The organism is Bifidobacterium hapali (assembly GCF_002259755.1).
GTDB classification, from domain to species: Bacteria; Actinomycetota; Actinomycetes; order Actinomycetales; family Bifidobacteriaceae; genus Bifidobacterium; species Bifidobacterium hapali.
Window position 1 is genome coordinate 105,606 of sequence record NZ_MWWY01000005.1, and the last position, 13,046, is coordinate 118,651.

General features: G+C 51.9%; 12 protein-coding genes. 7 read left to right on the forward strand and 5 right to left on the reverse strand.

Annotated features, from left to right (window positions below):
- Positions 1-30: 30 nt before the first annotated feature.
- From hisB to priA, 4 genes are all read left to right on the forward strand, one after another.
- Positions 31-633: an imidazoleglycerol-phosphate dehydratase HisB gene (gene hisB, locus BHAP_RS01065; RefSeq protein ID WP_094728774.1), complete on the forward strand. Its 603-nt coding sequence runs from the start codon at positions 31-33 to the stop codon at positions 631-633.
- Entirely contained in the window at positions 633-1,364 is a 732-nt protein-coding gene (locus tag BHAP_RS01070; RefSeq protein WP_094728776.1) for a hypothetical protein, read from the forward strand. The genes hisB and BHAP_RS01070 overlap by 1 nt, the downstream gene beginning before the upstream one ends.
- An 80-nt stretch (positions 1,365-1,444) precedes the next feature.
- Positions 1,445-2,092 (forward strand): imidazole glycerol phosphate synthase subunit HisH, encoded by a 648-nt coding sequence (hisH, locus tag BHAP_RS01075; RefSeq protein WP_094728778.1) that lies wholly within the window; start codon positions 1,445-1,447, stop codon positions 2,090-2,092.
- A 17-nt stretch (positions 2,093-2,109) separates the two neighbouring features.
- Positions 2,110-2,835, forward strand: coding sequence for a bifunctional 1-(5-phosphoribosyl)-5-((5-phosphoribosylamino)methylideneamino)imidazole-4-carboxamide isomerase/phosphoribosylanthranilate isomerase PriA (gene priA, locus BHAP_RS01080; protein ID WP_094728780.1), 726 nt, complete (start codon positions 2,110-2,112; stop codon positions 2,833-2,835).
- Positions 2,836-3,060: 225 nt separating this feature from the next.
- Here the strand turns inward: priA and BHAP_RS01085 are convergent, their stop codons facing one another.
- On the reverse strand, positions 3,061-4,566 hold the full coding sequence (locus BHAP_RS01085; protein ID WP_094728782.1) for a DUF2252 domain-containing protein: 1,506 nt from the start codon (positions 4,564-4,566) through the stop codon (positions 3,061-3,063).
- A 162-nt stretch (positions 4,567-4,728) separates the two neighbouring features.
- Between BHAP_RS01085 and glnA the strand changes: the two genes are divergently transcribed.
- Complete coding sequence (gene glnA, locus BHAP_RS01090) at positions 4,729-6,066, forward strand: type I glutamate--ammonia ligase (protein WP_094728784.1); 1,338 nt, start codon at positions 4,729-4,731, stop codon at positions 6,064-6,066.
- Positions 6,067-6,109: 43 nt separating this feature from the next.
- Positions 6,110-7,327: an MFS transporter gene (locus BHAP_RS01095; protein ID WP_094728786.1), complete on the forward strand. Its 1,218-nt coding sequence runs from the start codon at positions 6,110-6,112 to the stop codon at positions 7,325-7,327.
- 11 nt (positions 7,328-7,338) lie between these two features.
- Here the strand turns inward: BHAP_RS01095 and BHAP_RS01100 are convergent, their stop codons facing one another.
- From BHAP_RS01100 to BHAP_RS01115, 4 genes are all read right to left on the reverse strand, one after another.
- Positions 7,339-8,361, reverse strand: coding sequence for a hemagglutinin (locus BHAP_RS01100; RefSeq protein WP_244569208.1), 1,023 nt, complete (start codon positions 8,359-8,361; stop codon positions 7,339-7,341).
- Positions 8,362-8,416: 55 nt separating this feature from the next.
- Positions 8,417-9,283, reverse strand: coding sequence for a D-hexose-6-phosphate mutarotase (locus BHAP_RS01105; RefSeq protein ID WP_094728788.1), 867 nt, complete (start codon positions 9,281-9,283; stop codon positions 8,417-8,419).
- 221 nt (positions 9,284-9,504) lie between these two features.
- Positions 9,505-10,272, reverse strand: coding sequence for a nitroreductase family protein (locus BHAP_RS01110; RefSeq protein ID WP_211279661.1), 768 nt, complete (start codon positions 10,270-10,272; stop codon positions 9,505-9,507).
- 71 nt (positions 10,273-10,343) lie between these two features.
- On the reverse strand, positions 10,344-11,468 hold the full coding sequence (locus BHAP_RS01115; RefSeq protein ID WP_094728792.1) for a LacI family DNA-binding transcriptional regulator: 1,125 nt from the start codon (positions 11,466-11,468) through the stop codon (positions 10,344-10,346).
- A gap of 254 nt (positions 11,469-11,722) precedes the next feature.
- On the opposite strand from BHAP_RS01115, the gene BHAP_RS01120 reads away from it, so the two are divergent.
- A complete protein-coding gene (locus BHAP_RS01120) occupies positions 11,723-13,045 on the forward strand; it encodes a sugar ABC transporter substrate-binding protein (protein ID WP_094728794.1) in 1,323 nt (440 codons plus the stop codon).
- Position 13,046: the final 1 nt, after the last annotated feature.

The window sequence follows — 13,046 nt, forward strand, 5'->3', positions numbered from 1 at the left end:
TACTTGCGATTAAGGGTAAGGAGTGATGACATGGCACGTACTGCACACATCATCCGTGAAACCAGTGAATCACATATTGACCTTGAGTTAAACCTCGACGGCACCGGACAAACTAATATCGACACGTCTGTGCCGTTCTATAACCATATGATGAACGCGCTCGGCAAACATTCGCTGATTGATCTAACCATCAAAGCGTGGGGCGACACTGATATTGACGTGCACCATACGGTCGAAGACACGGCTATTGTGTTCGGTGAGGCGCTCAAGCAGGCACTTGGCGACAAACGTGGCATTCGTCGATTTGCTGATGCCACAGTGCCGCTCGACGAAGCGCTTGCTAAGGCTGTCGTCGATATTTCAGGACGTCCATATTGCGTGTGCACTGGAGAACCTGACGGTTTTGAATATTGCATGATGGGCGGTCACTTTACCGGCTCGCTCGTCCGTCACGTTATGGAATCCATTGCTTTGCATGCGGGAATTTGCTTGCATATGCAGGTCCTTGCTGGTCGTGATCCGCATCATATTGCGGAAGCAGAGTTCAAAGCTCTAGCACGAGCATTGCGTTTTGCTGTCGAACCAGACCCGCGTATCGAAGGACTGATTCCAAGCACGAAGGGTGCATTGTGATGAGCGACGATATTTCCAAGGATGACGATCAGTCAAAGAACGCTGAGTCTCATTCGGATGATTTCAATGCAGACGACATGCATTTCAGCGACGAGGAACTCGAAGCGGCGCTTGCTGGATTTGAGCAAGAATTTCAGGATGCTGATAACGAGACCACTTCCGATAACAGTGGCGATAGTGGTTATGATGATGCTTCCGCTGATACCGCTCCTGCCGACAAACAGACAGATATCTCTTCGCAGTTTGAGGATGAGCTTGCCGGATTGCTTGGCAATAAGGCAAAGGCTGCAGTGATTATCACTCGTATTGCTTCAGCTCAATTGCTTGCTGCATTTTGCCAATTGTCTGACATCACGGCAGACTGCATTGGTTCGCCACAAGGCGCAATCGCAGTACTTTCTCATCTCGATGGGGATAGTCCAGAGGCAGCAGCTCGTGATATAACAACCGTCGTATCCGGCATGAGTGTCATTCTTGCAGTGAATCGTGCAGACAAGCTCGAAGCGACACTGTATTTGCAAGGCAAGCCCACCCAAACGTTTGCTCCACCAATCTTGTTCAGTGCTACGCCATCGTTCGTTGAAGATCTCATGCTCGGCATTAGCGATCTCGATGCGTTACATCAGCAAGGCATCGAAAGTATGTCATCGTCAGAACTGAGTCAAGATGATGCGATGCATATTCTGGCTGAGCATACAAAATTTGGACGCAATGGTTCCAGTATTCAGTAATGCAACGTGTAAACCCAAGAGTTGTGTGATGCCGCGGTAGAACGAGCGTGACGTACAACAAGTAAAGGAGACCTCAGCTCATGACCTCAGTGGTGGTGTTCGATTACGGATTCGGCAATGTGCGCTCTATGGTGCGTGCACTGGCTAATCTCGGTATTGACGTGACGTTAACTTCCGATTATCGTCAGGCGCTTGAAGCTGACGGTTTGGTTGTTCCCGGCGTTGGTGCGTTCGCGGCTTGTATGGCTGGTCTTAAAGAGATGTCTGGTGATCGTGTTGTCACGGATCGTCTGCGGGCTGGTCGACCGGTACTTGGTGTGTGCGTAGGCGAACAGATCATGTTTGAACGAGGTCGGGAACGGGGTCATGAAGCTGCTGGACTTGGCCTTATTAATGGCAGTGTCGAACTACTTGACGCTGATGTAGTACCGCACATGGGTTGGGATACAGTGGACGCACCATCTGATTGCGTACTGATGAACGGCGTAGAGCATGAGCGTTTCTATTTCGTGCATTCGTATGCTGCGATGGACGTACAGCCTGCCGATCTGAGCCGATTCGATATTGATTTTGGCGATGTACCTGAACACGTGACATGGTGTGATTACGGTCGCAGCCGATTCGTGGCCGCTTATGAACGAGGTCCGTTATCGGCTACACAGTTCCATCCAGAAAAGTCTGCGGAAGCTGGTGCTCAGCTGCTGAAGAACTGGATTGCCACATTCTAAATAAGAAAGGTCATATTATGTCGCTCACTCTTCTACCTGCTGTTGACGTGCGTGATGGCAAAGCTGTACGTTTGCGCCAAGGTGAATCTGGGTCAGAAACAGATTACGGTTCACCGCTTGATGCTGCGCGTACGTGGGTTGAATCTGGTGCACAATGGATTCATCTTGTTGATCTTGATGCTGCGTTTGGTACTGGCGATAATCGTGCTCAATTGCGTCAGATTGTTCACGAACTTGGCGATCGAGTCAATATTGAAATGAGCGGTGGTGTACGCGATGATGCATCGCTCGATGCGGCACTTGAAGCCGGAGCAACACGCGTAAACATTGGTACCGCAGCACTTGAGAATCCTGATTGGACGGCGTCGGTGATTCGCAAGTATGGTGAGCGTGTGGCTGTTGGACTCGACGTGCGCGGTCACACGTTGGCTGCTCGCGGATGGGTGAAGGAAGGCGGCGATCTGTTCGAGACGATGGCATTCCTTGACTCGGTTGGCTGCTCTCGATATGTCGTCACCGATGTGGCGCGCGATGGCATGATGTCAGGGCCGAATATTGAGTTATTGCGCGAAGTGGCTAAACGTACCGATGCCAAGGTGACTGCGTCGGGTGGTATCAGCAGTCTGGATGATTTGCGCGCGATCAAAGAACTTGCACCATTCGGCGTAGATTCAGCCATTCTTGGCAAATCGCTCTACGCTCGGGCGTTCACCCTCGAAGAAGCTCTTAACGTCGCCCGTTAGTCCTTCTTGCATATGCGCGTGGCTCCTCTGCAATTGAAGACGCGCTAGGCGCGCGTTTTGCTAACTCGCCTGTCGGCTCGCACAGCGCCTACAAACAGCTCTGCTGTTTGCTTAACGGCGCTGTCCTGACAAGGGGAGCCACTAGAATCCAACCCGACCAGTTACTCTAACAAGGGGAGCTCTGAGACAGAGCTTTGGCCCCTATCAGCGCAGCTGCCGCACAACTTACGCGCAAGGCAGTTCGCCAGACGCAATCAGCTGCTTAAACAACGCATAATCGGCATCATTTTGATCAGCATACGATGATGCAAACGACGCGATTGCCTCGTCAAATGTCTCATCATCGCCCACATACGAAGCAATCGCGATACGGTCTCCGGTACGCGCATGCGCATGAGCGAGGCATCGCGCGCACATACGTCCCAAATCAGACAGTGCTAAATCGTTGAGATGATCAATGTCGATCGAACCTTTACCGTTCCAGAACTGTCGCACGTAATAATCGCGCTTGTGGCCATCCTCAGCCATGAAACTCGCCCAGCCAAGTAACACGTCTGCTGTCGACTGAATAAGTTTCTGCCCCTGTACCACGCGTTCACCATGCGTCGCGTACTTTGATCGGCCCACGAACCGTTCAAGTACAGACTCATTGGCCTCTTTCATCTGCAACATTAATGGATCATCAATATCGCGTCCGGTTAGAATCGACACCCACGCACGCGTGCCTACTGACCCAACGCCCACGACTTTACGAGCAGTATCGTTATACGTGTAATGACTCAACACATGTCGGCGGTCCTCGTACAAGCTGTCTCGGTAGCTAACAAACAACTCCTGAATACGCTCCTCAAGTGCGTTAAGATCAGCGTAATCATCAAGCTCACAAATCGGAGTCAATGCCGGAGGTTTTGAACGGAAACGTAGCCTGTCACCATCCCGATACGTCAGTTTGGCAGCAGCATGATCCGAGTCACGCACTTCAGCGCGAGCCGCAGCGTCACGCAACGTCCGGTTACGCTTACCACTCATCGTGCGCTCATAGTGATCGAGCGCAGCCTCAACATCAATGTGATCGTACCAAGCGTCCAAATAGTCCATCTGAGAGAACTGCTTGAGATGATCACGATACGAATGTACGCAACGTTTCACTGCAGCCGTACGTTGCGCTTCACGAATACCGTTCGCTCGACCGCAGATTTCGACTGAAACTGCGAGGCGTTTAATATCCCACTCCCACGGCCCGGTTGTCGTCTCATCAAAATCGTTAATATCGAACACGAGACGCTGTGAAGGGGAGCGGAACATGCCGAAATTGCCAATATGTGCGTCGCCAACCGCTTGCACTGGAATGCCAGTGACTGGTGTGCGCGCCAAATCGTTCGCCATAATCAGCGCAGTACCACGGTAAAACGTGAACGCTGACACGCTCATGCGCTGGTATCGCAGAGGAATGAGGTCTTGCACGCGTTCGCGCGACTGTTCTTCCAACAGTCCGATCACATCTCTGCGATTCTCACGGACCTGCCATAACGCGTGGCTTTCCAGTGGCACGCGGAAACGACGGTCCAATCCTGCTTGTGCGCGTTCGGCGGGTAAACCAGCCTGATGCCACGAACGAATGTCGATAATCGGGTGGTCGGCGTCGGCCGAACGCAAAATATTGCTCTCACTTTCTTTCACACGCACTACCTTACCGCGTGTCGGGAGATGACATTTACGAATCGTGCACATGAACGAACAGAAACGGAGAGAAAACAAACTGGCATACCACAACTATACGGTATGTATCGATAAACAAAACACATATGATCACGACTCGCATGATCGTGCAATATTGTCGATATCCGGTTTGTTAACGAACTTCGTAACACGCGGATGGAACTATAGGACGCTATGGATAAACAGCAGGAGTTTGCGCTGCGCACGGTCGAGGAACGCGACGTGCGCTTCATTCGGTTGTGGTTCACCGACGTGCTGGGTACGCTCAAGTCCGTGGCAATCGCGCCAGCCGAATTGGAGGCAGCGTTTGAGGAAGGGCTTGGCTTCGATGGCTCGGCAATCGAAGGTATGACCCGCGTGTCGGAAGACGATATGATCGTCCAACCTGACCCGTCAACGTTCCAGATCCTGCCGTGGCGCGGCGGTCCGCAGGGTACTGCGCGCATGTTCTGCGACATTCTCACGCCGGACGGGGAGCCGTCACTCGGCGACCCGCGTCACGTGCTTAAGCGTGCGCTCGCCAAGGCGAAGGAGAAAGGGTTTACGTTCTACGTACACCCTGAGATCGAGTTTTATCTGTTTGAGCATCAGGATGATTGGTCGAAGGCCCCGACTCCAATTGATGAGGGCGGCTATTTTGACCATGTGCCGCGTAGCCCAGGCATGGATTTCCGCCGCGCCACCGTCAATATGCTCGAACAAATGGGTATTTCGGTGGAGTATTCGCATCACGAGGCTGGTCCCGGTCAAAACGAGATTGACTTGCGTTATGCAGATGCGTTGACAACGGCGGACAATATTATGACGTTCCGCACGGTAGTCAAGGAGATTTCGCTTGAGCGTGGTATTCATGCCAGCTTTATGCCGAAGCCTTTGGCTAACGCACCTGGCTCGGGTATGCACACGCATTTAAGCCTGTTTGAAGGCGATGCGAACGCATTCTATGAGGCTGGTCAAGAGTTCAACATGTCGATGACGGCTCGCCAATTTGCTGCCGGTATTCTCTACCATGCGGCGGAGATTTGCGCGGTTACTGATCAATATGTCAACTCGTATAAGCGTCTGTGGGGCGGTAACGAAGCTCCGAGCTATATTTGCTGGGGTCACAACAATCGTTCTGCATTGCTGCGTATTCCGCAGTACAAGCCTGGCAAGGGTAATTCAGCTCGTATGGAGTTCCGCGCACTTGACCCGGTTGCGAACCCGTATCTTGCGTATTCAGTGCTGTTGGCTGCTGGCCTTGACGGTATTGACAAGCAGATGGTGCTTGGCGAGCCGACGAGTGACGATGTGTGGGAGCTCACCGATGCTGAACGGCAAGCGATGGGCATCCAGCCGTTGCCAGAGTCGCTTGACGAGGCGTTGAAGATCATGGAGAAGTCCGACTTCGTGGCTGATGTGCTGGGCGAGCATGCTTTCGAATATTTCCTGCGCAACAAACGGCAGGAATGGGAAGCGTATCGTCATCAGGTCACGCCGTACGAACTTAAGACGTACTTGCCTAAGCTGTAATCTGCGGCGTAGTCAAGTGTAGTCAAGTTGTACAATACGTCTCATGACGCACACTGAGAATGCGGGTGCCAGTGGCACCCGCTTTTTTACGCTTCCAGTGATTGTACTGGTTTCTATCAGCTTTATGCTGGGCATGAGCGAATTCATTGTTGTTGGTATTTTGCCTGACATTGCGCGAGGATTGTCAGTTTCTGAAGTGACGGTTGGCAATCTCGTGTCGCTATTTGCATTCGTGTATGCGCCAGTTACACCACTTGGTTCGGCTATTTCGGCACGTTTTCCGCGATTCGCCACCCATCTTACGTTGATGGCTGTGTTCCTTGTCGGAAACATATTGTGCGCATTTGCGCCAAATTATGCAGTACTGGTGGTTGCTCGCATCATGATCGCGCTGGTTTCGGGCACGCTTGTTGCGATTGCTATGACGTATGCGCCTGATGTGACTGTTGACCAGTACCGTACCAAGTTCATCGCATGGGTTTTTTCTGGTTTTTCGATCGCCTCGGTTGTTGGTGTGCCGGTAGGAACATGGATTGCGAACACATTCGGGTGGCGTTGGGCGTTCCATTTGATCGATGTGTTAACGCTTGCGCTTATCGTATCTATGGTGGTTGTCTTGCCACGAAATAGTCATATGATGCAGGTTGGATTCGTGCGTCAGTTTCGCTTGTTTATTGACCGTCGTATCTGGCTTGGTGTACTGGCTGTGGTGTGTGGTGCGGCGTCCAGCTACGTGTTTTACACGTATTTAACGCCGATTATGCGCGATGAAATCCACATTCCTGAACAGTTCTTAAGCCTTGGACTCGTGGTATACGGTGTTGCATGCCTGTGGAGTAATTTGCACGCTGGCAAGCTCGCTGAACGTGGCAGGGGAGTTGAGCCGCTGTATCACTTGCGTTGGGTATTCCTTGCCCATGCAGCGTTGCTGTGCTCGCTTGCATTGGCTCGTGTGATTCCGTTCTACGGTGCGATATTGCTAATCGTGCTCGGCATGTTCATGTACTTGTTTAATGCGTCATCACAGGTTCTGTACATGGATGTTGCTGCCGAGTCACACCCCGGTTCGATGAATCTCGCCGCATCGCTGAATTCCATGTCGTTCAACATTGGTATTGCAATTGGCTCGGCTGTAGGCGGTTTGGTGAATGATCACCTTGGTTTGACGTGGCTTGGCCCCTTCGGTGCATTGTTTGCGTTGGGTGCGGTGGCGATTACGTTAGCGCTCGGACGGTTTCTGCCTGCTGCCACTCAGCAGTGAATACTAGGGTATTAGCGCATTGCGCCGAACCAGCTTTGGTAGATGATTGCAAAATTACGATTACCGTAACTGGAACAGGAATCACCCTCGCCAACGCCAGCCGCTAACGCTGCATCATTCGGCTGATACGGCGTATAAATATACAGTAATGCGGTTGCTTTGTTCTCAATGAATACATCGGTACCACCGCAACTGACGTTCGGATGATACCGTACATAGTTGAGCGCATGCGCATGATATCCGTAACGATCTTCGTGCGCAACATAGTATTGGTAACGTTTCGCTGAACCGTACACTTGATTGAAAAAGCCGGCGTATTCAGGGTCGCAATCTGCGTCATCTGGGCAGCTTAACCCCATTGCAGCTTTGTACTGGAAATCAGTGATAGTGGTTGCAGTGACGAGATGCTGTTCTTTCTGTAAAACGGTGAGCAGTACTTTTTGACTGATACCGCACGCTTTGCCGGCCTTGTAAATGATGGCAGCTGCGGTTTCATGCTTGGCACCTTGGTATGCAGCACAGTATTCGTCAGCTGGCTGGTTGCTTGTATCGAAGGTTTTCGATTTGAGACAGTGATTACCCGAGCATGCGGCTCCTTGCTCGTTGAGAAACGACTGGATTTCGGCTTCGCTCATCGCGTTTGCGTTGAAAAACTGGCCATCTGAGATAATGTTACCCGGATCAAAATCGTAGGTTTTAACCAGTTGCGACTGTCTCGCTTCAGCAGCATTCAAGTCGATACGCCACTGGACAACGCGTACGGTGACTGTCGTTAAGGCGAGGATGATGACGATCGATACGAGTGAGATTAGAGATGCTTTGATTTTTTGCCCGATCGTCGCATGATGCCACCATTGTGCGGGATTGAATGATGACTTGCTGTTGGTACGACGAGTGCGAGCGCGTGTACTGGATGCGCCGCGAGAGTTTTTGACTGGGCGTTTTTTGGGTGTCTTCTGGCTACGCATAGTGGTACTGCCGCGTTGCTTATTGCGTGTTTTGTTTGATTGCTTCTGCTGATTCGACTGTCCCATCGCCCAGTCATTGTAGTACGTTGCTATGAAACAAACAGCCTTGCTGCTTGCTGTGTTAAACCAATCGAATGGTTTGGCTGAGCGTGTGTGACGCTCCCGGTGCGAGCGTCACCGCATGATCACGACATGCTGCCGCTTCTACGCACACGAAATCACGCCATTCTGTTTCACCGAGATCGCTACTGCCGCTTTCAATTGTGGCTCCCGGATTCCATACCACCGTCTGCGACGATCCTGCAGTTTCGATAACGATCGTACGGTCAAGTACATCGTCGTGAATCTGCAGCTCATCAGTCGTATCGTATACGCGATCAACTGGCGAACCGTTAAACGTTACCGCATCCGCTGACTGTTCGCGTTCTGGGAATCCATCTACAGTCGCATCCAAGTAATGTGCACCGCGCAACCCAAGTATGTGTGCGTAAGTCACATCACCCACGTGAAAATACGTGTGCAATGCTGACTCATATACCAGCGAATCGTCACCAGTGTTCGTGACGGTCAGTGCGACTGTCAATTCAGTGCCTACCGTTACATCATATGCGGCGTGGAATCGCGAATTCGCGCCAGAAATAATCTGATCAAGCAGCGCAGCATCAACGTCATCCGTATCGAGCGTGTACTGAATATGCCGATCAGTCATGCTTTCTTTGTCAACGTGCCAGAAACTCAATCGCGCGAACCCATGCCGTGGTGTTTTATTAGTCGGCTGACCGTTGGCAAACCCTGCGTTAAACCACGGAAAGATCACGGGAATACCGCCGCGTACTGCTGATTGTGCACACAGTCGCACCGCTTTCGGCTGCCAGATTACAGACGTCTGCCCGCTCGGAGCCCAGTTGATAACATGCGCACCATGATCGCCGATCAGCGCTGACCCATCATCGTTGGCGATATTGCGAATAACAAATGTATTGCTCATTGGGCTAAGTATAGGCGTGCCCGTATGCGACCCGCCGAAACGTACTTCACCTAGCTTCACTCGGTTACACCAGAATTGACCTTGACATTTCCTCGGCTTTGTTAAACCAACTTTGACATGTGCTTGCGAACTACCTATCAGTCAGCTTTGCTGACAGCTCCCCTGACAAGGGGAGCTAAGGAAAGAAGCAATGTCAAAATTGGTGGAATAGAGCAATGATCTTAACGATCGAGTCGGAACCCTTGTGCAGCAACATGCGAGCCCATCGCATGACCAGCCATATCCGCCGTCGCATTATGCGCAATCTGATCGCTAAACGCGTCTACCGGACGATCAGTGTGACGCAGATCGTAATATTCGTGCACGCTCTTATCAAATGCCGCCAATGGAGCAAGCGTTGCGTCATCATCGGATGGATACGTGTTCTCAAAGAACTGCATTGTGCGCGGCATACGCGGTTTAATTGCAGGCTCCTGATCGGGCTTGCCAATCGCCAGACCCAACACAGGATACGTGTATTCAGGCAAATTCATAAGCTCGATAAGCGAGGCGACATCATTGAGCAGCGAACCGAGAATCACACAGCCAAGGCCAAGCGAATATGCGGCAGTTTCCATCGCATGCAGCGCGAGTACGGCATCATTCTGTGCTTGTGCAAACCGGTAACTGCCATTAAGCGTGAATTCGTCACTGTCGGTATCTACGCCCTTAGCGCGTGCGATGGCCGCATTGCGATGCTCGTCAAGAATGAACACATACAGTAGGGGAGCAGTTGCGATGTACTGTTGATGTCCGATTTCAGCGAGTTTCTGCTTGAGATTATCATCGGTGATGCGAATCGCCGACCAGTCGTTGAGAAACTGGCTGGACGCGGCATGTTGTGCGACAGTTTCCAGCGTGGCAATAGTGTTGTCGTCGATTGCTTCCGGCTTAAACGCGCGGATGGAACGACGATTGAGTAACGTGTCAACGGTGTCGTTATGAATCAGATCATTGGTCATAACTGTATTGTCGCGCGTGCGCTAGGCGTAGTGCAATATCCATACGCTTTCGGCGAGATTCACCGAGCTGTCGACTCACGCTCGATCACAGTGGTGTCTAGCATGTGAATGCGTTGTGGAGTACGACCTTCCAACTGATCGAGCACCATGTCAGCCATGCAAATGCCGAACTGTTCGATCGGCTGATGTACGGTAGTTAATTGCGGATGCGACGAGATCGCATCTGGGCTATCGTCGAATCCAGCAATAGCAAGATCGTCAGGAATACGTACGCCGTGCGACATCAGATACTGCATGGCACCAACTGCAATGCAATCATTACCGCACATGAGAGCGTCGATGTGATGATCGGCGAGTAGTGACGAAGCTGGTCTATTTGAGGAGCCTTCGGCTAGACGGGACAGTAGTTGTTCGATAGCAGCGCTTCCACTGCCGCGACTCCAGTCAGCGGCGGAGACGACCAGTGACGGGTCAAAATCATCTCCCATAACAGTTCTGAACCCTGCAAGACGTTCAGTTGAGCAGGGAAGAAAATCTGGTCCACAAATATACGCGATACGTCGGTAACCATTGTCGCGCATATGTTTAGTCAATGCGCACGAAGAGGCTGCGTTATCGATGTCAACGGTTGGAAACGGTGATTGTGAGCCATATCCAACTTCCGAAATGGCAATAGGGACGTTCAGCTCGCGGAATGTGTTGAAGAGCGCATCATCGGTATGAAATGAGTTGAGAATCCAGCCGTCTGCAAATCCACTCGATGCCAGACGCGCGATGCGCTCGCATGCTTGCGGCGTGTCTGCAATCAGCGTGACCAGCTGGTATCCAGCGTCGCCAAGTCGTTGGTTAGCGGTGACCATGATGGTGCTGATGTTTGGATCTGTGATGATGGAATCTGTTTCGCCATGTACAACGAAGGCGACGGTTTGCGTACGTTGCCGTACCAACGATCGTGCCGCATTATTAGGCGTGTACTGCGTGGCTTTGACGGCTGCGGCGATACGCCGGGCTGCTTTGGCGGACACATGCGGATTGCCATTGAGATAGCGCGACACGGTGGCGTAGGAGACGCCAGAGGCTGCTGCGACGTCCATGATGGTAGGCTTACGCGTCGGCTCGACAGACTGTTGGGCAATAGCTGGCGCGTTGAGTGTCTCAGTGTTGTCTTCGCTGACAAGAGTCATGACTGTCCTTTCGTATGACCATGCTATTGCTGCTTCCTGTTGGTGATTGTATCGCGAGGACTATGTGAGTTTGTTCATGGTCTGGTGCGCTGCTCCGACACGCCATAGATTTGTAAACCTTTACAACAGTGTTATTCTCATGCTTGTAAACGTTTACGAAAATACTATCAACAAACCAAAGTAAGGTTCACCGTAGTCAAAGAAGACGGCCGATTCGCTCTATCGCAGAATGATTCGGACGGAAAGGGATAACTATGAACAACAACGTCAACGGACGTCGTGCACGAATTGCACGAGCGGGAGCATTAGCCACAGTGTCTGCACTGTTCTTAGCGGGCTGCTCTATGGGAGCGCCATCATCATCGACCACCAATAATGCACAGTCTGGCGGCAAGCTGACGGTATGGGTTATGCAGGGTGATCAGAGTGCGGATACGTTGAAGGCGATTAATGATAGGTTCACCAAGGAGACGGGTGCCAAGGTTGATGTTCAGACGCAGCAGTGGACTGATATCAATACCAAGGTGACGACTGCGCTGTCTACCGACACTCCGCCGGATGTTATCGATTTTGGTAACACGCAGGTGGCGGGTTTTGCTGATAGTGGTGGCATTATGGATTTGACGGAGTATGCCGACGATATTCGTCAGGGTAACACGTGGCTGTCTGGTCTTGAGGAGCCGGCCACTATTGATGGCAAGTTGTATGGCATCCCCGCGCTAGGTGCGGCTCGTGCGGTGGTTTACAACAAGAAGGTGTGGTCTGCGGCGGGTATTGACAAGGCTCCGACTTCGTATGCGGAGTTGGAATCGGATTTGCAGAAGCTCAAGGATGCGAACGCCGGTGGTGATTTCACCCCGTTCTATTTGCCGGGTCGTGATTGGAAGTCTGCTGTTCAATGGATTTGGGATGCGGGCGGTGATTTTGCCGAGCAACATGATGGTGCGTGGTCTAGCAGTTTGTCCAGCGAGAAGTCTTTGAAGGGGCTTGATGATTGGGTCCAGTTCCAGCACAAGTGGTCGTCCGAGGCGTCTCGTGCGCTTGACACGGATAGTCCCGATATTTCGCAGCTTATGGCCGAAGGCAAGGTGGGTGCGATTATCAATAACAGTGCGAGTATTCGTACTATTCGCGAGTTCAATCATGATATTCAGGCCGATGATTTGGGTTCGTTCCCGATGCCGGGCTTGAGTGGTAAGAGTCAGCCGTCCATGATGGCTGGCTCGGTATGGGGTGTCGCGCAGAAAAGCCGGAACAAGGATCTCGCGGTCAAGTGGATCAAGATCGCTGCAAGTCCCGAGATTCAGAGTGATTACGTGTTCGGCAAGGATGGCTGGATGCCCAACTATGTTGAAGGTCTTGATAAGGCTATGGCGTCTGACGATTTTCCCGCATACCTGACTGGCTTCTTCGAGTCCGCTAAGCGCACCAAGGCAACGCCGGCGTCGCCGCAGTGGCTGACCATCGAGAACGACGGTTCCTTGCAGTTTTTCAAGGACATCGCCACCGGTTCGCAGGACGCGGCAACGGCGGCCAAATCGTTCGATGATCATGCGAACAGCTTGTACTCGAAGTAGT